General features: G+C 69.2%; 22 protein-coding genes and 1 pseudogene. 11 read left to right on the top strand and 12 right to left on the bottom strand.

Annotated elements, in window-relative coordinates; translation table 11 throughout:
• Positions 1 to 21: 21 nt before the first annotated feature.
• Positions 22 to 1,485: an L-fucose/L-arabinose isomerase family protein gene (locus BT364_RS26390; protein ID WP_072487714.1), complete on the bottom strand. Its 1,464-nt coding sequence runs from the start codon at positions 1,483 to 1,485 to the stop codon at positions 22 to 24.
• On the opposite strand from BT364_RS26390, the gene BT364_RS26385 reads away from it, so the two are divergent.
• Positions 1,484 to 2,185, top strand: coding sequence for a transposase (locus BT364_RS26385; protein ID WP_072487713.1), 702 nt, complete (start codon positions 1,484 to 1,486; stop codon positions 2,183 to 2,185). The genes BT364_RS26390 and BT364_RS26385 overlap by 2 nt on opposite strands.
• Before the next feature lie 201 nt (positions 2,186 to 2,386).
• Here BT364_RS26385 and BT364_RS26380 read toward each other — a convergent pair whose 3' ends face one another.
• The 8 genes and pseudogenes from BT364_RS26380 to BT364_RS44330 all read right to left on the bottom strand — a co-directional run bounded on the left by BT364_RS26380 (position 2,387) and on the right by BT364_RS44330 (position 9,042).
• On the bottom strand, positions 2,387 to 3,865 hold the full coding sequence (locus BT364_RS26380; protein WP_072487759.1) for a rhamnulokinase: 1,479 nt from the start codon (positions 3,863 to 3,865) through the stop codon (positions 2,387 to 2,389).
• 15 nt (positions 3,866 to 3,880) lie between these two features.
• Positions 3,881 to 5,926 carry a bifunctional rhamnulose-1-phosphate aldolase/short-chain dehydrogenase gene (locus BT364_RS26375; protein WP_072487712.1) on the bottom strand — a complete coding sequence of 682 codons (2,046 nt, stop codon included), beginning with the start codon at positions 5,924 to 5,926 and terminating at the stop codon, positions 3,881 to 3,883.
• A 65-nt stretch (positions 5,927 to 5,991) separates the two neighbouring features.
• A complete protein-coding gene (gene rhaI / locus BT364_RS26370; protein WP_072487758.1) occupies positions 5,992 to 7,158 on the bottom strand; it encodes an L-rhamnose isomerase in 1,167 nt (388 codons plus the stop codon).
• A 212-nt stretch (positions 7,159 to 7,370) separates the two neighbouring features.
• The gene (locus BT364_RS26365; RefSeq protein WP_072487711.1) at positions 7,371 to 7,598 is read right to left on the bottom strand and encodes a hypothetical protein; all 228 of its coding nucleotides are present in this window, start codon (positions 7,596 to 7,598) and stop codon (positions 7,371 to 7,373) included.
• An 89-nt stretch (positions 7,599 to 7,687) separates the two neighbouring features.
• A complete protein-coding gene (locus BT364_RS26360) occupies positions 7,688 to 8,179 on the bottom strand; it encodes a hypothetical protein (protein ID WP_072487710.1) in 492 nt (163 codons plus the stop codon).
• Between the two features lie 121 nt (positions 8,180 to 8,300).
• Entirely contained in the window at positions 8,301 to 8,414 is a 114-nt protein-coding gene (locus tag BT364_RS44340; protein ID WP_371268650.1) for an FAD-linked oxidase C-terminal domain-containing protein, read from the bottom strand.
• Positions 8,415 to 8,626 (bottom strand): annotated as a pseudogene (locus BT364_RS44335) (FAD-linked oxidase C-terminal domain-containing protein); the annotation flags it as partial.
• A gap of 14 nt (positions 8,627 to 8,640) precedes the next feature.
• Entirely contained in the window at positions 8,641 to 9,042 is a 402-nt protein-coding gene (locus tag BT364_RS44330) for an FAD-binding oxidoreductase (protein WP_371268648.1), read from the bottom strand.
• Positions 9,043 to 9,154: 112 nt separating this feature from the next.
• Between BT364_RS44330 and BT364_RS26350 the strand changes: the two genes are divergently transcribed.
• On the top strand, positions 9,155 to 10,057 hold the full coding sequence (locus BT364_RS26350) for a pentapeptide repeat-containing protein (RefSeq protein WP_079179642.1): 903 nt from the start codon (positions 9,155 to 9,157) through the stop codon (positions 10,055 to 10,057).
• Positions 10,058 to 10,243: 186 nt separating this feature from the next.
• The gene (locus BT364_RS26345; RefSeq protein ID WP_072487708.1) at positions 10,244 to 11,608 is read left to right on the top strand and encodes a radical SAM protein; all 1,365 of its coding nucleotides are present in this window, start codon (positions 10,244 to 10,246) and stop codon (positions 11,606 to 11,608) included.
• Between the two features lie 824 nt (positions 11,609 to 12,432).
• Here the strand turns inward: BT364_RS26345 and BT364_RS26335 are convergent.
• The gene (locus tag BT364_RS26335) at positions 12,433 to 13,128 is read right to left on the bottom strand and encodes an NADPH-dependent F420 reductase (protein WP_256260236.1); all 696 of its coding nucleotides are present in this window, start codon (positions 13,126 to 13,128) and stop codon (positions 12,433 to 12,435) included.
• A 153-nt stretch (positions 13,129 to 13,281) separates the two neighbouring features.
• Between BT364_RS26335 and BT364_RS26330 the strand changes: the two genes are divergently transcribed.
• The 3 genes from BT364_RS26330 to BT364_RS26320 all read left to right on the top strand — a co-directional run bounded on the left by BT364_RS26330 (position 13,282) and on the right by BT364_RS26320 (position 14,703).
• Positions 13,282 to 13,833, top strand: a complete 552-nt coding sequence (locus tag BT364_RS26330; protein ID WP_072487757.1) for a glycoside hydrolase family 25 protein — start codon at positions 13,282 to 13,284, stop codon at positions 13,831 to 13,833.
• 100 nt (positions 13,834 to 13,933) lie between these two features.
• Complete coding sequence (locus tag BT364_RS26325; protein WP_072487706.1) at positions 13,934 to 14,398, top strand: MarR family winged helix-turn-helix transcriptional regulator; 465 nt, start codon at positions 13,934 to 13,936, stop codon at positions 14,396 to 14,398.
• A 35-nt stretch (positions 14,399 to 14,433) separates the two neighbouring features.
• Complete coding sequence (locus BT364_RS26320; protein ID WP_072487705.1) at positions 14,434 to 14,703, top strand: hypothetical protein; 270 nt, start codon at positions 14,434 to 14,436, stop codon at positions 14,701 to 14,703.
• A 26-nt stretch (positions 14,704 to 14,729) separates the two neighbouring features.
• Here the strand turns inward: BT364_RS26320 and BT364_RS26315 are convergent, their stop codons facing one another.
• The gene (locus tag BT364_RS26315; protein ID WP_072487704.1) at positions 14,730 to 15,914 is read right to left on the bottom strand and encodes a nucleotidyl transferase AbiEii/AbiGii toxin family protein; all 1,185 of its coding nucleotides are present in this window, start codon (positions 15,912 to 15,914) and stop codon (positions 14,730 to 14,732) included.
• Positions 15,915 to 16,382: 468 nt separating this feature from the next.
• On the opposite strand from BT364_RS26315, the gene BT364_RS26310 reads away from it, so the two are divergent.
• On the top strand, positions 16,383 to 17,552 hold the full coding sequence (locus BT364_RS26310) for an alpha-lytic protease prodomain-containing protein (RefSeq protein ID WP_072487703.1): 1,170 nt from the start codon (positions 16,383 to 16,385) through the stop codon (positions 17,550 to 17,552).
• Between the two features lie 126 nt (positions 17,553 to 17,678).
• Here the strand turns inward: BT364_RS26310 and BT364_RS26305 are convergent, their stop codons facing one another.
• Positions 17,679 to 18,122 (bottom strand): NUDIX domain-containing protein, encoded by a 444-nt coding sequence (locus BT364_RS26305; RefSeq protein WP_371268647.1) that lies wholly within the window; start codon positions 18,120 to 18,122, stop codon positions 17,679 to 17,681.
• 384 nt (positions 18,123 to 18,506) lie between these two features.
• Here BT364_RS26305 and BT364_RS26295 point away from each other — a divergent pair, with 384 nt between their 5' ends.
• The 4 genes from BT364_RS26295 (at position 18,507) to BT364_RS26280 (ending at position 21,714) form a co-directional block, all read left to right on the top strand.
• The gene (locus BT364_RS26295; protein WP_072487702.1) at positions 18,507 to 19,199 is read left to right on the top strand and encodes a formylglycine-generating enzyme family protein; all 693 of its coding nucleotides are present in this window, start codon (positions 18,507 to 18,509) and stop codon (positions 19,197 to 19,199) included.
• Positions 19,200 to 19,323: 124 nt separating this feature from the next.
• Entirely contained in the window at positions 19,324 to 19,800 is a 477-nt protein-coding gene (locus tag BT364_RS26290; protein WP_072487701.1) for a hypothetical protein, read from the top strand.
• Positions 19,801 to 20,005: 205 nt separating this feature from the next.
• Positions 20,006 to 21,022, top strand: coding sequence for a hypothetical protein (locus tag BT364_RS26285; RefSeq protein ID WP_072487700.1), 1,017 nt, complete (start codon positions 20,006 to 20,008; stop codon positions 21,020 to 21,022).
• Between the two features lie 233 nt (positions 21,023 to 21,255).
• Positions 21,256 to 21,714: a hypothetical protein gene (locus tag BT364_RS26280; RefSeq protein WP_072487699.1), complete on the top strand. Its 459-nt coding sequence runs from the start codon at positions 21,256 to 21,258 to the stop codon at positions 21,712 to 21,714.
• The last annotated feature ends 165 nt before the right edge of the window (positions 21,715 to 21,879 follow it).

Below are 21,879 nucleotides of genomic sequence, written 5' to 3'. Positions count from 1 at the left end.
TGAGGCGAGCCCGTACGGGACTCAGAGGTCGTTCGGCCCGTCGACCGTGCGGAACGGGACGCCGAGCAGGTCGGCCGCAGCCTTGAGGTCCTTGCCGCGATGGCCGGTGCACAGCGTCCAGTGGTGACCGATGCCGGTCGCGGACCAGGCATCGGTCCACTCGCCGGGGTCGAAGCCGAAGTCGACCCGGGAGGTGGTGTTGCCGATCTCCAGCAGCGGCCCCGGCACGACCTCGCCCTCGGAGGCGATGAAGGTGAAGGTGCCGTCGGCCTCCTGCCCGATGCCGAACGTGGTGACCGGGCCGTGTCTGACGTCGAACTCCACGCTGACGCCCCAGCCGCGCTTGCCGTGGTAGACGCCCAGCCCGCGCAGCAGCGGATCCTTGGCGCTGATGGCCAGGTGTGCCGGGCCGTCGTGGCCCATCTCGACGACCCGGTCGCGGAAATTGAGGGCCTGGAGTTCGGTGAAGGAACCACCGGCGCCGATGGTGTCGGCGATCAGCATGGCGAGGCTGGTGCGCAGTTCGTACTCACCGGCCATCGGAATGCCGCGCGCGGTCAGCAGCGACGCACCGAGGATCATGCCGGCGCCGAGCCGCTCGTGGATCTCGCCCTCCAGGCCGCGGTGGTAGTAGGCGAGACTGTCGAGCCCGAAGTCCTCGACGAGCCGGTCCAGTCCGACCGAAACCCGCGCCGCCCAGGCGAGATCGTCCTCGTCGACGGAGTCGTCGAGAGTGAAGACCGTACGCGCGAGCGCGACGCGTTCGGCGGCCGCCTCGTCCGTCACGGCGGCGACCCGGACCCGCAGGTCGTCGAATTCGAGGATTTCGACATGCCCGCCGAACTGGGTGGAGACCAGCGTCATGTCGGTGGAGACATCGAGCATGCCGGGATAGAGATGGCCCATCAGACCGTGCCGGCCGTGGCGCATCGCGCCGCGCACTTGAGCGGCACGGATCCAGCGGCGGATCCGCTGCCAGGCGTTCTCGTCACTCAGATGGCCCGACACGGAGCGGAAGGGAATGCCGCTGCGCCGGAACACATTGGCGATCTCGGGCAGCGGGCACTGACCGCAGTACGCCAGCCACTTGCCCGTGTCGGTGTCCGGATGGTCCATCGCCTCGGTCGGCTGGAGGTCGATGGCCAGCACCGGAGCGTGCGCGCGCTGGGCGATCGGCAGCACCATCGAGGCAGTGAGATACGTCGTCAGAAACGTCACGACGATGTCGCAGTCGGCCGTCCGCAGTCGTTCCGCGGCCTTCGCGGCCTCCTGCGGATCGGAGATGAAACCGGCGTCGACGACCTCGCAGCCCATCTCCACGAACCGCCCGGTCACGAAGCGGGCCGACTCCCGCAGTTGGTCGAGCAAGCCGGGGAACTGCGGCCAGTACGCTCCGAGTCCGCCGGACACCAGACCGACACGGGTACGACGGCGCGCGGTACGGGTGAGCACACCGTCGAGCGCGGCGGGCGAGACATCAGTCATGAGTTTCCATACCTTTCTTCGTGGGCTGATCGACGCGCCGGGTACCAGGGCCATCAACCGGCTGAGGGCCCAGATCCTGGAGTACTTCCCCGCCCGGGAACGAGCCTTCGACTTCAGTACGTCCAAGACCGCGCTCATCCTGCTCACCGGCTATCAGACCCCGGCCGCCCTGCGCAGGATCGGCCGGGCCCGGCTGTCCACCTGGCTCAAGAACCACGGCGTCCGCACTCTCAGCGCCGCCAAGAGCGCCGCCGACACCGCGGTGACCGCTGCCGAGGCCCAGTTCACCGTCGTCACCGGGGAGAAGACCGCTGCCAAGACGGTCCACCCCCTGGCCAGGGAGGTGATGGCCCTCGATGAGGAGATCGCCGAGCTCAACGCCCTCATCGAGGGCCGGTTTCGCGAGCACCCCGACGCGGAAGTGATCACCAGCATGCCCGGCATCGGTGACATGCTCGGCGCCGAGTTCATCGCCGCGACCAGCGGCGACATGACCGCCTTCGGCAGCCCCGACCGGCTCGCCGGCGTCGCCGGACTCGCTTCCGTCCCCCGCGACTCGGGCAAGGGCAGCGGCAACCGGCGCAGGCCCAGACGCTACAGCCGCCGACTCCTGCGGATGTTCTGCCTCTCCGCCCAGGTCGCCGCGGTGCACTGCCCCCAGTCCAAGACCTTCTACCAGCGCAAACGCGCCGAGGGATAGTCCCACAAGCAGGCCGTCCTCGCGCCGGCCAGACGCCGCCTGAATGTGCTCTGGGCCCTGATACGCGACCACCGGACCTTCGAGGACGTCACCCCCAGCCCCGCCGCCGCAGCGGCATGACCCAGTCACAAGACGTCACCGACCGGGGTTGACAACGTCATTGGGAATCCTTCCTCCGGTTCCGTCGAGGGCCGAATGGACTCAGGCCTGTTCCAGCCGCGCGGCGGCCCGGTCCCAGGCCTGCTGGTCCCCCTGCGGGGTGTAGTGGCGCAATTCCTGTGTCCGTGCCACCAGTTGTCGCATGTCCATGAGGTCGCCCACCAGACCTCGGGCACGCGCCTGCACCAGGATGTTGCCGAGCGCGGTCGCCTCGGCCGGGCCGGCCGTGAGGGGAAGCCCCGTGGCATCCGCGGTCCACTGGCACAAGAGCTCGTTGCGTGAACCGCCGCCGACAAGATGGATCCGGTTCAACTCCCGCCCCGCGAGACCGGCCGCCTCCCGCAGTGTCCTGCGATGGGCCAGCGCCAGGCTCTCCAGCACACATCGCACATAACCGCCGGGACTGTCGGGCGCCACCTGCCCGGTCTCCACCAGACAGGCGTCGATACGCGACGGCATGTCACCCGGTGAAAGGAACACCCCGTCGTCGGGATCGATCACCGCCGCGAACGGCCGGGCACGGGCCGCCTCCGCGAGCAGTGCGGCCAGGCCCGGGTCCTCGCCCCGCCGGCCCCAGGTCCGCCGGCACTCCTCCAGCAGCCACATCCCCATGATGTTGCGGAGATAGCGCACAGTGCCGTCCACCCCGCGCTCATTGGTGAAATTCGCCGCGCGCGACTCCTCCGTCAGCACCGGAGCCGGCAGCTCAAGCCCTGCCAACGACCACGTACCGCAGGACACGTAGGCGAACCCGGGCCCGGTCGCGGGCACCGCCGCGACCGCCGACGCCGTGTCGTGCGAGGCGACGGCCGTCACCGGTGTGGCGGCCGGCAGACCCATGTACTCGGCAACGTGCGGCAGCAGCGTCCCTGCCGGGTCACCCGGCTCACGCAACGGCGGGAACAGGGAACGCTCCAGACCCAGCCGGCCGATCAGCGCATCGGACCAGCCGCCGGCCGACGCGTCGAACAGACCGGTCGTCGACGCATTGGTGATCTCCACGCCCACCACGCCGGTCAGCCAGTGCGTCAGCAGATCGGGGATCAGCAGCAAAGTCCGGGCCGCACCCCACTGGGCACTGGCACGGTGCGCGGCAAGCTGGAACACGGTGTTGAACGGCAGGTGCTGCAAGCCGCTCACGGCATACAGCTCCTGCGCCCCGCACACAGCCAGCACCTGCTCGGCCCCCCTGCCGTTCCGTCCGTCCCGGTAGTGGAACGGCAGCCCGATCAGCGCCCCGTCCGCATCGAGAAGGCCGTAGTCGACCGCCCATGTGTCGATTCCGATCGACGCGATCGGACCGCCGCGTGCAGCGGTCCGCAGACCCTCCAGCATCCCCTGGTACAGCGCGAGCACGTCCCACCGCAGTCCGTCCGGCAACCGGACCGGCGTATTGGCGAATCGGTGCGCCTCGGTCAGTTCGAGCCTTCCGGGCCCGGCCAGGCCGGTGATCACCCGGCCACTGGTGGCACCGAGGTCCACGGCGGCAAAGGCCGCGTCACTGCGTGAGGTCACAGACATCGACATCTCATCCGGTCATCGAAGGAAGGCCGCGGCCACACCGGCGTCGACGGGAACATGCAGTCCGGTCGTGTGCGTGAGGTCCCCGCCGGTCAGCGCGAACACGGCATTGGCCACATGCTCCGGGAGCACCTCGCGCTTGAGCAGGGTCCGCTGGGCGTAGAACTCGCCGAGCTTCTCCTCTTCGATGCCGTACGTCGCCGCGCGCTGGGCCCCCCAGCCGCCCGCGAAGATCCCCGAACCGCGCACCACACCATCGGGGTTGATTCCGTTGACCCGGATGCCGTGCTCGCCCAGCTCCGCGGCCAGCAGCCGCACCTGGTGGGACTGGTCGGCCTTGGTGGCCGAGTAGGCGATGTTGTTCGGACCCGCGAACACGGCGTTCTTCGAGGTGATGTAGACGATGTCGCCACCGAGGTTCTGCGTCCGCATCATCCGGGCGGCCTCGCGCGAGACCAGGAACGAGCCGCGCGCCATGATGTCGTGCTGAAGATCCCAGTCCCGGGCCGTCGTCTCCAGCAGCGGCTTCGAGATGGAGATCCCGGCATTGTTCACGACGAGATCCACGCCGCCGAACGCCAGCGCACCGGCCCGGAACGCCTCGACGATCTGCTCCTCACTGGTCACATCGGCCGTCACGGCCACCGCCTTGTCGGAGCCGCCGAGCTCCTGCGCCACCGAGGCGGCGTTCTCCGCGTCGATGTCCGCGACGACGACACACGCCCCCTCCGCGACCAGCCGGTGCGCGATGGCCTTGCCGATGCCGGACCCCGCGCCCGTGACCAGCGCCACCCGGGTGGCCAGTGGTTTCGCCTTCGGCATCCGGCGCAGCTTGGCCTCCTCCAGCTCCCAGTACTCGATCCGGAACTTCTCGGACTCCTCGATCGGTGCGTACGAGGAGACGGCCTCGGCGCCGCGCATCACGTTGATGGCGTTGAGGTAGAACTCCCCGGCGACCCGGGCCGTCTGCTTGTCCTTGCCGAAGGAGAACATGCCGACCCCGGGCACCAGCACGATTGCCGGGTCCGCGCCGCGCATCACGGGGGAGTCGGGGGAGGCATGACGCTCGTAGTACGCGCGATACGCCTCCCGGTACTCCCCGTGCAGTTCCTTCAGCCGCGCCGCGGCTTCGTCCAACGGGGCGCCCGCGGGCAGGTCGAGCACCAGCGGGCTGACCTTCGTACGAAGGAAGTGGTCCGGGCACGAGGTGCCCAGTGCGGCGAGTCGGGGGTGTTCGGTGCGGGCGAGGAAGTCCAGCACCGGCTCCGTGTCGGTGAAGTGGCCCACCTGAGGACGGTCGGTGGAGGCCAGACCGCGGATCAGCGGGGCGAGCGCGGCCGCACGCTCCCGGCGCCGCTCCTCGGGAAGCGGCTCGCGGCCCGCCCACGCGGGGCCGAAGGGTTCGGCCCTGCCCCGTTCCTGGAGGAAGGTCTCGGCGGTGCGGATCATCCAGAGGGCGTTGTGCTCGCACTCCTCGGACGTCTCGCCCCAGGCCGTGATGCCATGGCCGCCGAGGATCACCCCGACGGCCTGCGGGTTGGCCTCCTTGACGGCGGCGATGTCCAGGCCGAGCTGGAATCCCGGCCTGCGCCAGCCCACCCAGGCCACCTTGTCGCCGAAGCACTCCGCGGTCAGCTTCTCGCCGTCGGCGGCGCACGCCAGCGCGATCCCCGAGTCCGGATGCAGATGGTCGACGTGAGCGGCCTCGACCAGGGCGTGCATCGCCGTGTCGATGGACGGTGCAGCACCGCCCTTGCCGTGCAGGCAGTAGTCGAACGCCGGCACCATCTCGTCCTCGCGCTCCACCCCTGGGTACACGTCCTTGAGAGCACGCACCCGGTCCAGCCGCAGTACGGCGAGCCCGGCCTCGGTCAGCGTGCCGAGATCACCGCCGGAACCCTTGACCCACAGCAGTTCGGTGGCGCCGCCGGTGACCGGGTCGGTGCCGGTGGCCTTGACCGATGTGTTGCCACCGGCGTAGTTGGTGTTCCGGGCGTCGGAGCCGATCCGGTGGGCGCGTTCCAGGAGTGCAGCGACTTCGGGGTGCGTCGCGGAGGTCATGGGATTCCTTCGTGGTCGGGGGCCGTCTGAACCGGTCGGTGTTCGTACGGGGGCGAAGGCGGGGCTCAGGCGCCCCAACCGGCCTGCTCGCCACCGACCCGGGCGGCGGCAATCCGCTCCTGGTTGCCCGAGGCCAGGTATGCGGTGAACGGGTCCCTGGCCAGGCCGAGTTCCTCGCGCACCTCGGCCAGCAGCGGACGTACATCGGTGTTGTACGCATCCATCAGGGCGCCGTTCGCGGCCAGCACATCGCCGGACCGCTGAGCGGCGCTCAGCGCCGCCATGTCGATCAGCAGCGCCTTGGCGGTCGCTTCCTGGACGTTGGCGACCGACCGGATCACGGCGGGGATCTTCGCCTCGATGTTGTGGCACTGGTCGAGCATGAAGTTGACGTTCGTCTCGGGCTTCAGGCCGCCGTTCCTGGCCACCTCGTGCATGATCCGGAACAGCTGGAACGGGTCGGCCGCCCCGGCCATCAGATCGTCGTCCGCGTAGAACCGGGAGTTGAAGTCGAACGCACCGAGCTTGTTCGCCCGCAGCAGCGAAGCCACGATGAACTCGATGTTGGTGCCCGGCGCGTGGTGTCCGGTATCCACGACCACCTGGGCCTTCGGGCCGAGACTGAGACAGTGAGCGTACGCCGTGCCCCAGTCGGGTACATCGGTCGTGTAGAACGCGGGCTCGAAGAGTTTGTACTCCAGCAGCATCCGCTGCTCGCCACCCAGCCGTTCGTACACCTCGGCCAGTGCCTCGGCCAGCCGGTCCTGGCGGGCCGTGATGTCGTCCTGCCCGGGGTAGTTCGTGCCGTCGGAGAACCAGAGCTTGAGATCGGGGGACCCGGTCTCGTCCATGATGTCGACGCACTCCAGCAGGTGGTCGGTGGCCTTGCGGCGCACCTTCGGATCGGGATGGGTGACCGAACCGAGCTTGTAGTCGTCGTCCTGGAAGACGTTGGAGTTGATCGCCCCGATCCGCAGCCCGAGATCCTCGGCGTGCCGGGTCAGTGCGGTGTAGTCCTCGACCTCGTCCCACGGGATGTGCAGCGACACCTTCGGCGCCACGCCCGTGAACGCGTGGACCTGGGCCGCGTCCTCCAGCTTTTCGAACGGGTCGCGCGGCACACCCGGCTGCGCGAACACCTTGAACCGCGTCCCGGAGTTCCCGTACCCCCACGACGGCGTCTCGATGACCTGGGACTTCAGAGCTGCCTTGACGGCCGACACATCAGACATGAACACCTCGTAAGCAGAGTCATCCAGCGACCGGAGACCGTTCGGATGCGCGTATGAATCGTTTCATCCGGACCGTACGCTAGGTTCGCCACAAGCTTCCAGTCAAGGAGCCGGTCAGGTTGTCTCGGCTTCTTGAATCAATGCATCACGCGACGGCGTCCGTCTGGTGACGGCGGAGCACGGAGCCCCGCCGTGTCGTTCGGCGGGTTCGCTCAGTGACCACTGCCGGACATGCTCGGCTGCAGCGAGCTCACCAGGTCGAAGAACCGGGACTCATTGCCGCAGAGGCCGGCGCGCTGGAGCGCGCCATCGGCTTCGGCGATCGGCGAGGCGAGCAACGGCACGTACAAGGGGCCGTCGTCCGGGTCCGCGAGCGCGGCGCGAGTGGCCTCCAGCAGTCGGACATATGCCTGGGCCGCGGCGAGTTCGGCATTGCGCATCTCAGCATCTCCCGGTCAGAGGTGTCGTGCCCACCAGCATCCCTCATGGGTCTGACAACGCCCGCCGACGACGGCGCGAGGGGCGCCCGCTACCCGTCGTTCGGCCCTCGCGTACCGGCCGGTGGTTCGACCTCCAGGAATCTTCGACGGCGCGCTCCGCGGTACAGCAACACCGTCCAGCCCAACTCCCGCAGCACGGCAGCGCACCGGGCCAGCTCGGCCTCCTCCGTATGGGCAGCTCCGCTGCCGGGCGGCCCGAGCCACTCGACACGTACGCCACCCGGTGTTTCGCCCTGCTGCAAGCGGTACCCGGTCGCCGTGCGCACGCCCGATCCGTCAACGGCCGAGGCGGCCAGGCCCGATGCCTCCAGAGCGATGGCGACGGCCCGCACCGGACGGTGCGTCTCCCACTGGGCGGGTACGCCCTGCGGGTCGGCGTGCCCGGTGTTCGTCAGCCGGCGGATCTGGAGCATTCCTTCGAACGCCGTCCGTACAGAAGCGGAGCGCTTTCCGTCTCGCTCCGGCGCCTGCGGGCCGTCCCCGGTGGCCGGTTCGAACCCTGTCTCGTGCCCGGTGCCCATCAGCGTCCCCCTTCGCCCGTGCCGTTCTCCTGCCAGTGTGCGCCGCGCCACTGACAGTGGCTCGGGCACGGGGCTTCGGCCGCGTGCCGTCGCCGATGCCGCCGCGCCACGCTCCCCTCCGTCACGCCCGCGGAGCGTCCCCTTCACCGGTCAGCGTCGACGCGCCCCCGCCGAGCACCTTGCCCGGGTTGAGGATGCCGTGCGGGTCCAGCGCCGCCTTCACCGCGTGATGCATGGCCAGACCGCGGAACCCAGTTCCTTGTTCATCCCGCGTATCTTCAGCAGCCCCACACCGTGCTCGCCCGTCACCGTGCCACCTAGGGCGATCGCATCGTCGAGGATGTCCTCGAAGGCCAACTGGGCGCGGGCCCGCGCTGCTTCGTCGCCGGGAGTGGTGATGATGAGCGGGTGCAGATTCCCGTCCCCGGCATGGGCGATGTCGGCCACCCGCCGATCGTAGATCAGGGCGAGCTCGCCGGATCCGGCTGGTACCAGAGCCCGTGTTCCGCGCCCGCCGCCCGCAGATCGTCGTTGACCACTCCCGGCTGGAGGACGGCCAGCCGCTCCGCCGGGTCGATGTGGACGATGCGGTTCATGTCCTCGAAGGACAGGACGATCGCCCCGTCCACGGCGTTCGCACCTCCCGACAGGCCGGTGCCCGCGCCGCGCGGAACCGGTGGGATGCGGTGGGCCAGGCAGTGCCGGACCACATCCCGCACCTCTTCGGTGGTCTGCGGACGCACCACGGCCAGGGGTGTTCCGTACGGAGCCCGCTCGGCCTCGTCGTGCTGATACCGGGCAAGGCCGGCCGGATCGGTGAGTACCCGCCGGGCAGGGATGCCGTCCACTGGTGCGTTCGCCACGTCCGTGGCCACCTCCTACAAAGATGTACTACCCACCATCATTGCGTGCAGCGCTCGGGCCCGCCTGGGAGCCCCCGGAATCCGTTGATCATGAAATTGACGCGAACGGGTGATGGATCCCGATAGGGTCGACCGTCCGACAGTTCCGTACCCAGAGGATCCACGCACCGTGCCCGACAACGTCCAAGGCCCCGCCATCGACCGCGGCGACCGTGCCGCGCTGCGCGCCGACTGCGCGAACTGTTTCGGGCTGTGCTGTGTGGCGCTGACCCTGACACGGTCCGCGGACTTCGCGATCGACAAGGACGCCGGGAAGCCCTGCCGGAACCTCCAGGAGGACTTCCGCTGCGGCATCCACACCGAACTCCGGACGCAGGGCTTTCCGGGTTGCACCGTGTACGACTGCTTCGGGGCGGGCCAGAAGGTCTCCGGCGAGACCTTCGACGGACAGGACTGGCGCAGGGCCCCGCAGATTGCCGGGCAGATGTTCCAGGTGTTCCCGGTCATGCGGCAGCTCCATGAACTCCTCTGGTACCTCACGGAATCGCTGTCCCTGGAACCGGCGCGGCCTCTCCACGCCGAGATCCGGCGCACCCTCGACGAGACGGAACGCCTCACCCACCTCCCGGCCGACGCGTTCTCGGACCTGGATGTGGCCGGCCATCGCGACGTCGTGGCCGAGCTGCTGCTTCGTACCAGCGAACTCGTACGAGCGACGGCGCCGCGCAGGAAGAAGCGTGACCATCGCGGCGCCGACCTCATCGGAGCCAGGCTCAAGGGCGCCGATCTGCGGGGCGCCGACCTGCGCGGCGCGTATCTGATCGCAGCTGACCTCACCGGTGCCGATCTGCGTCTGGCCGATCTGATCGGTGCCGACTTCCGGGACGCGAATCTGTCCGGCGCCGACCTCACCGGTAGCCTCTTCCTCACCCAGGCCCAGCTCAACGCGGCCCGCGGCGACGCGGCGACGAAGCTCCCTCCGTCACTCGGCCGCCCCACGCACTGGGACAGGTGAACCCCGGCCCGGGGACAGCCAGCCACCGACGGACCGGTCCGGACCGCGCCACCGACGGCCGCCGACCGTTCACGCCGCACCGGGGCGAATCGGCCGGTGGGGCTGGGCACTGTGGACGTGTCCGGTTCGTTGCACAGTGCGGCGTACCCGGAACGCCGCAGACGACCGGACCGAGGAGTCGCGCACATGCCGAGCAGTACCGACCGCAGCCGCACCGAACCGAGCCGCACGGACGGGAACCGCACCCGTCTGGTCGAGCGCCTCATGGAGGAGTTCCCGCACGTGCCCCGGGAAGCCGTCATCAAGGAGGATCTGCTGCGCGGCGGCGTGGCGTTCGACGAGTCCGCCCTCAGCGACAACGAGGGCGGTGACGTCAAGCCGAAGTCCTACTTCATCTTCTCCTTCGACCACGGCACCCTCCCCGAGCTGGGCGCGGCCGCACTCCGCCGCCCGCCGGAGGAGATCGTTCTCACCGGCGGTCCGTACGACCTGCGCAGGACCGTCGTGTCCGTCCGGGTCAACCCCGCGTCCCCGTACCGTGTCGCGGCCGACGACGACGGTGTGCTCGGGCTGTATCTCGACGGCCGACGGATCTCCGACGTGGGTCTGCCGCCCATGCCGGACTACTACCGGCACACACTGGAGAACGGCAAGTCCGTGATGGAGGTGGCCCCCACCATCCAATGGGGATACCTCGTCTACCTGACCGTCTTCCGGGTCTGCCAGTACTTCGGTGCGAAGGAGGAGTGCCAGTACTGCGACATCAACCACAACTGGCGCCAGCACAAGGCGGCGGGTCGCCCGTACACCGGGGTGAAGCCGGTCGAGGAGGTCCTGGAGGCGCTCGCCATCATCGACAAGTACGACACGGCGAAGACCTCCACCGCCTACACCCTCACCGGCGGGGCCATCACCTCCCACATCGGCGGCCGCGACGAAGCAGACTTCTACGGGCAGTACGCCAAGGCCATCGAGGAGCGATTCCCCGGCCGCTGGATCGGCAAGGTCGTGGCCCAGGCCCTGCCCAAGGCCGACGTCCAGCGGTTCCACGACTACGGCGTGCAGATCTACCACCCCAACTACGAGGTGTGGGACCGCCGGCTGTTCGAGCTCTACTGCCCGGGCAAGGAACGCTACGTGGGCCGTGACGAGTGGCACCGCCGCATCCTGGACTCGTCCGAGGTCTTCGGCGCCCGCAATGTCATCCCCAACTTCGTGGCGGGCGTGGAGATGGCCGAGCCCTTCGGCTTCACCACGGTGGACGAAGCCATCGCATCGACCACCGAGGGCCTGCGGTTCTTCATGTCGCACGGCATCACCCCGAGGTTCACCACCTGGTGCCCGGAGCCCACCACTCCGCTCGGGAAGACCAACCCGGGCGGAGCGCCGCTGGAGTACCACATCCGTCTGCTGGACGCCTATCGCGCGACCATGGAGGAGTACGGTCTCAGCTCGCCCCCCGGATACGGTCCGCCCGGACCCGGACGCGCGGTCTTCTCCGTCAGCTCGTTCATGGACAGTCTTCCGGCCCTTCCGGACGACGCCCGGTAGCACCGGTCGAGGTTCTGATCGTCGAGCCCGGATCGTTCCGGACCGGCTTCGCCGGGGGAGGAGCGCTCCGCCTGACCGCCGAGCTCCCCGCGTACGAGGCGACGGTCGGCCCCGTACGGACGAATCTTCCCGGCTCGGACGGTAAGCAGGAGGGCAACCCCGACAAGGCGGCGGCAGCGATCCTCACCGCTCTCGCCGCCGAGGAGACGCCGCTGCGGCTGCCGCTCGGCAACGATGCGGTCGACGCGATCCAGGCCCACCTCGAAGCGGCCCGTGCCGAGACCCTCGCATGGGAGAAGGTCAGCCGCAGCACCGCCTTCGACGGTTGAGGAGCGTGCCCCGTCGGGCCGGACGGCCCGGCGCATGCCGACGGCGACTGAGTCATCTACCGACGGTCCTCATTCGCCTAGGGCTGAGCCAGACCATCCGCCGCGTTCAGTATCGAAAGGGCGGCGAGAACACCACAGGTGCCTGACGGTCGTGGGCGTCAGGAGCCGTTCTACGCCCCCTGCGTTTGCCGTGAAGCGATGGATCCGCCACGCGACATCGCGGTAGTTGAACGCCACCATCAAAGTAACGACCCCAAAGATCAGGTGCCGCCCAAGCTCTGCCCACGTACTCATCAGATCCCCCAAGACACTCGAGGATCAGTATGGATCCCGACCGGTGGCGGGACCGACCTCCGTGCCGACGCCACATTCGGAGTGATCAAGCCCGGAGCCGAGGCGTGGCTGCCACGCGGCCCCAGACCGCTTGACCAAACACATAGGGGCACCCCCTCGGGCGCGCCTGAGCGCGCCCGAGGGCCTCGGCATCGGGGACGGTCAGGCGCGCCACTCGGCCGTACGCTCGGGGGACGCTTCGGCGAGCGCCTTCACGATCGCTTCCGCGTCACCCTGATTCCCGTAGACGGGTGTGCCGGGCTGCTGACGCCAGGACTCGTCGAGGCCCCCCGCGTCCACGGTGTCGAAACCCAGTTCGTCGATGAGGTCGCGCACGACCTGCTTGGCCGCCGCGTCGTCGCCGGCCACCGGCAGCGCCTGACGGCCGGCGCTGCCCTCGGGAAGACCGTTGGAAAGGATGTCCTGTGCGTACGTCCCGTTGAACGCCTTGATCACCGGATGGCCGATCTGTTCCTCGGTCCACCGGCTCTCGGGCGTGCCGTCCTCGATCGCTCCAATGCGGCCGTCGCGCTGTTGTGGGTAGTAATTGCCCGTGTCGATGACCGCGACCCCTTCCGCGGCACCGTCGATCAGGCCGGCGGGCAGATCGGGGACGGCCTTGAGGGGGACGGTGACGACAACGACCTGGGCTCCCCGGGCCGCCTCCGCGGCGGTGACCGCGGTGGCGCCGGTCTCCTCGACAAGCGCGGAGAGCGTCTCCGGGCCGCGCGAATTGGCGATGGACACATCGTGGCCCAGCGTGGTGAGGCGCCGGGTGAGGTTTCCGCCGATGTTGCCCGCTCCGATGATGCCGATCTTCATGGTTCCGACCTTCCGATGGCGCCTGCGATAGGTGATGTGGTCTCGCGGCTTCACCAACTACCCATTGCCGGTCGGTATTCCTGGCGATGGAAAAACGATTCGCACGTTCACCCGAAGGATGGGAGCGAGTGGCTGGGGGCACGTACAGGAAGAGAACGGAATCACCGAGCCCACTTGAAGGCGGTGCCCATGCTGCATGGCGTCGATGTCAGCTCCCATCAGTCATCCTTCGACACGGACGGACTGGACTTCGTCTTCATCAAGGCCACCGAGGGGCGTTCCTACGTCAATCCGCATCTCGCGTCGCAGGTGAAGCGCGCGAGGGACGCGGAGTGCGTGGTCGGCTTCTATCACTTTCTCTGGCCGGGGGACATCACGGCCCAGGCCGAGTATTTCGTGAGCAAGGCCCCGGAGGAGACGGGTGATCTGCTCGCCGTGGACTGGGAACAGAACGGAGAGGGCACGAGGGCCAGCAATGCCGAGAAGGACCGCTTCATCCGCGAGGTCAAGCGGCTGCGGCCGCACCACAGGGTTCTGCTGTACTGCAACCGCGACTTCTGGCTGAACCACGACACCACGTCGTATGCGGGGGACGGCCTGTGGATTGCCGACTACGTCACTGCGGGAAAGCCCAGGATCAAGGCTTCCTGGCGTATCCATCAGTACACCGACCAGCCGCTCGACAAGGACGTCGCCGCCTTCTCTTCGCGCACCGCCATGCGCGACTGGGCCCGAGGATAGGCGCCGTGCCGGAATGGCGGGGCCGGGAGGCGCGGCGCAGGGTGCCGCGCTCCGATAGTAGGTGAGGGCCCATGATTGGTGCGGGCCTAAAATAGTGCCGATGAGCGAGACCCCGCCCAGCCTCCTGGGACTCACGACATATCTGCTGTCCAAGACCGGCAAGGCGGCACGGAGCCGGCTGGCGGCGCGGCTGGCCGACCGGGACATGCGGCTCTGGCACATGGCCGTGCTGTCGGCGCTCGTCGACTTCGGCCCTCATGTGCAGCGGGAACTGGCATCGCGGCTCGGGATCGACCGGAGCGACATTGTCAAGATCGTGGACGATCTCGCGGTGGCCGGCCTCATCGACCGCGCCCGGGACACCGGCGACCGCCGCCGGGTGACCGTCACGCCCACCCCGGCCGGGCGTGCGGCGCTCAGGGAACTCCAGGCCGAGGCGCTGACTGTGCAGGAGACACTGCTCGCCCCCCTGACCGGGTCCGAACAAGCCCAGCTGGCGGCACTGTTGAGACGTGTCCACGCCCATGTCCACGAAGGCGCCGAAGAGTCGAAGGCAGGTCGCTGACCGATTCCCCCGGTCGGGTGCGGCACACTTCTCGGGTGACCACAGCCGCGGCTCAGCCGCCTCGCGACCGCGCGCTCGGGCGCGGAATCACCACCCTCATTCCGCAGGCCGCAACGGCCACCGCGGCCGAACAGGCGGCGGCCGTACTCACGGCGATGCAGAGCGTTCCGGTGCGTGTGGGCGTCCTTCAGGCGGCCGTGGTCCTCCTGGAGGAACGAGTGCGTGCGACGGACGACGACGCGGAGCGAGCGGCCGCCGCGACGACGGTCGCCATGCTGCGCAGCGCGATCGGCCGGGCCGGCTGAACAGGGCCGGGGCCCGGGGGAGATGATCAGCGCAGTTCGTCGAGGGCCCGGGCGCACGCCTCGGGATGGTCCCGCCAGTACTGCCAACTTTCCTCGTGGGAAAGGACGACGGCCAGTGCGTCCGTCAGACCGAGCCGCCGACGCCCGACGATCTCCCGTACGACCACGACGGCCGCAGTGAGCCCGTCCCACCCGCCTTCGTCCAGATACCCGAGCGAGGCGGCATGGTTTCCCGCAGCAGACGTACGCGTGGACTCGACCAGCGGTTGCAGCCACCGAGCCCACTGTCGGTACCGGCCCGAGGCCTCCGCGTCCGCCCCTTCCACCCCGTCCGTTCGTTCCGCCGCTTCCATCAGGGGTGCCAGCGCCCGCGCGAGGCGTTCGCAGTAGCTCGCCACACTCTCCGTGGCCCATGGGTGTTCGGCGGTGAAGTGCTCCCATCCGGTCTGCACCCCCAACTCGTCGAGCCACCAGCCGCCGGCGGGCCGGAGGCCCTCGGTGCCGCCGAGCACGAAGGCTTCCCGCACCAGTTCGTAACTCGGCGGGGTGCGTTCCGCGAGCAGCACGGCGTCGTACAGATCCTTGCCCTGTGGGTACGCGTCGGTGACCAGCCACAGCAACTTCCAGGCCAGCGACAGCTCGGGGGACACGGCCTGCACGCGGCAACCCGGCCCGTCTCCCAGAGGCCGGAGCCCGGTGAGCACGGCGGGGGAGGGCAGGGACTCGTTGAACACCACGTCGATCTGCACGGTGCCGCCGGGCACCCCGTCCGCCGTCCATGGCAGCAGAACGCGCCGCCCCGGAACCCGGTCGTACGTCCAGATGTCCTCCGACACCATGCCCGCCGCGTCGATCCGGACGGGGCCGTGCGCGGCGGCCGCAGCTGCGTCCCGGGCGATCGTGTCGAAGAGACCCGAGGCCCGTGGGTCATCCATGGCCCAGTCCCGGGGCACGAAGAGAAAGTCCAGATCACCCGGGTCGCGGGCGGCCTCTCCGAACCACGTGGCCATCAACACGCTGCCGCGCAGCACCAGATGACCACCCCACGGGCCGTCCGCTATGGACGCGAGCACCGTGTCCAGTACGGTACGCCGCGCCCGATGCCAGGCCCGCCCCATCTCCTTCTCGCCATCGCCGAATTCAGGCTCTCCTGCCCGGAAGGCACTGGCGAACTGCTTCAGTGCGGGTTCGAAGACGAACGGGTGATTCATCCCCTCCGGTGCAGGCAGCAACGTGCCCGGAAGTTCCGCACTGCGTCGTGTCTCCTCATCGAGGGGAGCATGGGGAACTCGTGGGGAGCCCTGGTGGACCCTGGTCCAGGAGCTGGTTGCGTCGGCGGAATTTGTCACGGTGAGACTCCTGCGGGCGGGTGCGCTGCTGTTCGCGAGACCCGTGGTGGAGGTGGAAGCCAACGCTTCGGGTGCGCGCGATCGTCTGACGCGAGCATAGGTGTACGCGCTGTGTGGAGGGCCGCGGGTCCGGGTGCGGGGACGTCGCGGAGAGGGCGTGTCCGCCGACCCGGGTGCCGGAAACCAGTCGTTGGCATGGACCTGATAGGCGAGCTGCGTTACAGTCCGTTGCGGCACACTCTGAGAGCGCTCTCAGGTGAGAGCTCTCGGACGCCTGCTGTTCCTTCCCCACGATGCCGGAACAACAGAAGGGCCATTGCCTTGAGATGTATGAACGCGCTGCGTACGAGCCTGGCTGCCGTGCTGGTTGTCGGAGCCTGGGCAACCGTGGGTCTCGCCTCCGGTCCGGCATCCGCCGCCGCGGTGGACCCGGCTCCCGCGACACCCCGTCCCGCGACCGATGCAGCACCGGCGTCCGCAGGGCTGCTCTCAGCCATGCAGAGAGACCTCGGCCTGACGGAGAGTGGGGCCAGGGCGCGGCTGGCCGCGGAGAAGACGGCAATCGCCGTACAGGGCAAGGCGCGACGGGCCGCCGGATCGTCCTACGCCGGCTCCTGGTTCGATCCGGCCACGGGCAGGCTCACCGTGGCCCTCACCGACAAGCGGAAGTCGGGCGCCGTGCGAGCGTCCGGCGCATCCGCTCAATTGGTGCGGCACAGTGCGCGGCAGCTCGACGCGGCCAAGACGCGGATCGACAGGATGGCCGCGCCGGAGGGCGTCGGCGGCTGGCACGTCGACCCGAAGGCCAACCGGGTCGTCGTCGATGTGGTCGCCTCGGCAGAGGGTGACAACGATGTCCAGGAGTTCGTCGAACGGGCCCGCAAGACCGGCCCCGTACTGGTGAACCGGACACCCGAGGCGCCCAGGACCTTCGCCGCCGGAACAGTGGGCGGCGATCCCTACTACACGGGCAACGTCCGATGCTCCATCGGCTTCTCCGTGCACGGCGGCTTCGTCACGGCAGGGCATTGCGGACAGGCCGGCGCAGCGGTCAGCGGATGGGACCGCTCTGCCCTCGGCAACTTCCAGGGGTCGTCCTTCCCCGGTGACGACTACGCGTGGGTCAGCGTGGGCAACGGCTGGTGGACCGTCCCCGTGGTACTCGGCTGGGGCACCGTCTCCGACCAGCTGGTCCGGGGCTCCGCGGTGGCTCCCATCGGCGCCTCGATATGCCGCTCCGGCTCCACCAGCCACTGGCACTGCGGCAATGTGCTGGCCACCAACGAGACCGTGAACTACAGCCAGGGTGCCGTCTATCAGATGACCAAGACGAGCGTCTGCGCCGAGCCGGGAGACTCGGGAGGTTCGTTCCTCAGCGGGGACCAGGCCCAGGGGGTCACCTCGGGCGGCTGGGGCAACTGCACCAGCGGCGGGGAGACGTGGCACCAGCCGATCAACGAGATCCTGAACCGGTACGGGCTGACCCTGCACACAGCCTGACGGGACGCAGGGCCTGGCCGGACCCGGGCCGTCCGATGCCTTCTGCGCACACGGGGCCTGCCGCGACCCGAGCTCCATCGCTCGGGCGCGGCGGGCCTTCCTCGTGGGACGCGGGCGCCGTGCGCCTCACCAAGTGCATGGGGCCTGCAGATCGTTGATGCTGTCGGCGAGTTCGGCCGGCCGGGCCGGCCAGCCTGTCGCGTGCCAGTGAGCGATGCGCCAGGCCAGCCGCCGCGGCCACACCGGGGTGGTGGGCAGCCGGGCGACCGGAATCCAGGTGGGCGTCCCGCCGTGATTGTCGAGCTCCGCACGGGCACCGATGGCGCCTTCGGCATGCAGAAGGAAGTAGTGCTCACGGCGACCGTCCTTCCAGACGCGGGCCACTTCCCCGACCACCTCGCCGCTCAGGCCGGACTCCTCCCGCAGCTCACGGATCACCGCGGCGTGCAGCGTCTCTCCGTCCTCGACCCCGCCGCCGGGGATCTCGTAGAACGGCTGCCCGTGTTCCTCGAAGCCGATGAGCAGTATCCGCTCGTCACGAATCACCACCGCGCCGGCCCGTACCCGCACCGGATCAGCGGCCGCGGGATCGTCCCAGGAAACCGCTCCCCGCGCCGCGCAGGACCACCTTCTTCTTCCTCCGCGCGCCGGCCGACGCTCCTGATGCGTGGGAGCACCAGGTCCGAGGAGACGGCGACGACGCCGGCCTCGGCTTCGCCTGCCGCTTCCTTCCGCTTCCTCTGGAACAGCCGTTGGCGGACGAGCAAGACGCCTGGCTCGGCGACATCGATCCGCTCTGGACCACCAAATCCGGCGGCAGTGACTGACCCGGCCACGATCGCACTTGTCTGTACAGTCACTTGATCAGGGGACGGCAGCGCGAAGCACTACCCCGCGAGGCTGCCGGTCCGGCGCACCGGCTCGATGTGCCGGAGCACATGAGGAGTTGTGACGATGAGCGTGGAATCCATACTTCGCCAGGTGGATGCCGAGAGGATGAGGAGCATTCCCGCCGGGGAGATCGTCCTGCGCGACGAGGGCACGAGGACGGAATGGAAGGCGGAGGTCGGTGCCTTCCGGCTGGCGCCGCATCCCGTGACGCGCGAGCTGTACCACGCGGTGCGGGGCGAGGTACCCGAGAGTTCGGCCGGTCCGCGTACACCGGTGACCGAGATTTCCTGGAACGAGGCTGTCCGGTTCTGCAACCTGCTGTCGCAGGCGAGGGGACTCCGGCCCTGCTATTCGACGGGCGACGACCCCGACGGGCTGCACGTCCTCTGCGACTGGCAGGCAGACGGCTATCGGCTCCCGTCCGAGGCGGAGTGGGAGTACGCATGCCGAGCCGGAACCTCCGGCGACCGCTACGGGGACCTGGACGAGATCGCCTGGCACCGCGGGAACTCCGGCGGTGAGGTCCACGACGTCGCGACCAGGAAGCCCAACGCATGGGGTCTTCACGACATGATCGGCAATGTGTGGGAGTGGTGCTGGGACCTCTACGACCCCGAGGTCTACGGCCCGTACCGCGTATTCCGTGGTGGCGGTGGCTTCGACCGCCCCCGAGGCTGCCGGGCGCGGTGCCGCCGCAAGAGCCACCCCACCTTCCGCATCGACGACCTGGGATTCCGACTCGCACGAACGCTGTGAACCGGTGAGCGAAGGGGGCTTCAGGCACTGCTCGCCGAGGCCATTGACCAGGGTTGGGAGTGGGCACACCGGGCTGTCCCGCATCCGGAGCGGCATGTCGGACCCCCTCGGTAGGGTGCGTGGCGTGAGTGACGTATATGAGTTGGCGATATCGGTCGATCTGCGGGACGAGCTCTCCGAGCAGGAGCTCGCCGAACTGCGCTGGCATCTGGGAATCGGGCCGCAGCCGGAGCGCCTGTCCATCGTGACCCGGTTCCCGATCGTGGTGGAGGACGAGTCGGGGGACCCGGTGGTCGAGGACGAACCTCGCCCGCTGCTCGGCGGCAGCGGCCCGGCCTGGCGGGTGGGCGGTGTGCTCGGCTCGGCGCTGGCCGACCGTGCGGACCTGCCGCGGAAGGGCTGGTCGCTTACCTCCCGGCAGGAGATCCACCCGGACGAGTTCGACCAGGTCGGCGAGTTGCTCGGCTGGCTGGCCGCGCGGGTTCACGACGCCCACCTGCTCGCGGACGATGCCGTTTCGATCGGCTGCTTGAGATTCCACGAAGACTTGACTCCGGAGGCGCTGAAGGTCGCGAACGGGCAGATCGTGTGGCCGGCCTAGCGTCTTCCGCTTCCGCTTCCGCTTCCGCTTCCGCCTGCGCACTGTGGCGCTGTCGAGGACGGGTCCGGCCCAGGCGGTGTGATCCGGTCTGCTCCAAGCCCGCAGCGGTTCTCATTTCGGGACCGGCAGGTGTCGGACCCCGGGCCACGGATGACAGCCTGGAGTGCGAGATCGATACGGGGGAGGGCAACGCCCTATGAAAAGGATGCGCAGGATTGCGCTGTACGCCGTGGTGCCACTGGTCCTGGTGCTCGCGGTCGGCTACGGCTGGTACCGGATGAGCGACACCGGCAAGCGGTGGAGGTACGAGGACCGGCTCGCCACGTACTGCGAGGGGCTGCTGCCGGTAGCCGAGTCCGCCGCCCTGACCTCGTACTCCATCGACCCCGGACTGCCGGGGGACCGTACGGGCGGTGCGGACGACGACCGCTGGGACGAGTGCGGGGTGGCGGACACGAGGCTGCTGATCGCCCTGATTCCGCACGAGGCCGTCCGTAACCGCAGTCTCTTCGGCGACCCGCTCTCGATGCTGCGCAACGGGGACTCCGATCACCTGCCCGTCGCCGTCGGCGGTGACTGGCAGGGCTACACCGATTTCCGTGACACCGGCGTCGTGCTCAACTGCACCAACAGGCCCGCCTCCCTCGTGGTGGCCGTGCGTGCCGACGAGTCGCACGAGAACAGCACGGAGACCCGGCAGATCGCCCGGCTGGCCACGGCCACCGCCGAACGGGCCGCCGATCGATGGTCGTGCGACGCCCCGCACGGCACCGGTGTGCCGCCCATCCCCATGCCGGCCGACAGCCCGACGCCCGGCAATGCCACGGGCACCTGCGCGGGGGTTCCCGTCCCGGGGGACGACTCCGTCGACTGGCACCGCGAGACGACAGCCCCCGGCACCGCTCTCATGGAGACCTGCGCACTCGGTGAGACCAAGGCGCGGGACGAGGAACTCTACTGGTTCGGCACCGCGTTCGGCCCGTACGCGCAGCGCCTGCGCACCGCCGACGACGACCCGGGCAGCTACCACGGCGACGCGGGCGCCGACCGCCACAGCGCCTGGGCGAGCGCCGCATGCGGTGCGGGACCGCGCGCCCTGTTCACGGTCAACGACACCGAGTACGCGGCCCCGCCGCGAGGCTACCTCCGCACCGCTCTGAGCGCCTTCGCCGAACGGGCGGCGCAGCGTCATGGCTGCACGGACCTGAAGCTGCCCTCCTGACGGAACGGCCAGGGAAGCCCGGCGCTCGGGTACCGGGCCCGGGCGGTCAGGGGTGTGACCAAAATTGGTCGAGGCATGTCAAGAATCATGGTGATGTGCCTTGTTGCTTCAAGGGGGTCGTGCCTCAATGGGGTAGGCAGCCGCCCCTGACGGTTCGTCAGGGAAATGCTGTGTTCCGGCGCGCACGTCGAATCCAGTGCGCCGGCAGTCCCCCCACATGAAGGGCAATCACCATGAGGTATGGCACACGGCGACTCGCCATCTGCTCCGCCCTTGCCGCGGGCGCACTCGCGCTCGCACCTACGGCCGAGGCGGTCACCCCCACCACCGCCACCATTTCCTTCGACTGCGGAGCCTACGGCTCGGGCAGCGCGACCCTCACCGCCACCCAGAGCGGCACGAGCGCCGTCATCAACGTCTCGACGTCCGCCATCACGGCACCGATCAGCGTCGGGGCCAACTCGGTCAAGTCGACACTCACGCTCACCAACAAGGGTACGGGTACGGTGACTTTCACCGGCAACTCCAACCCCGCCATCCCCGCCGGAAGCCCTGTTTCGACGGGGCCGCTCAAGGGGACCGTCGCCTCGGGGGACAGCCTGGTGGCCAAGTCCCTCAAGGTTGTGGTCTTCGGCATCACCGCAACCTGCAACGCGACCTCCGCTCAGTCGCCCGGACCGTTCGTGTTCTGATCCGGCAGCCTCTGGACCCTGACCGAAGCACCGGGCCTTGACGGCGGCGTGGTCGGACCGTGTCCCCACCTACCGACGGGTGGGGACACGGAGCGCCTGCTCGGCCGCGGGCGGGCACGAGATGACGTCCAGGATAGGAGACCAGGCGGACAAGGGACACCAGCC

Source organism: Streptomyces atratus (genome assembly GCF_900119365.1).
Taxonomy (GTDB): Bacteria; Actinomycetota; Actinomycetes; order Streptomycetales; family Streptomycetaceae; genus Streptomyces; species Streptomyces atratus_B.
The sequence above is the reverse complement of the archived record's forward strand: the minus strand, read 5'-3'. Positions and strand labels throughout refer to the sequence as shown.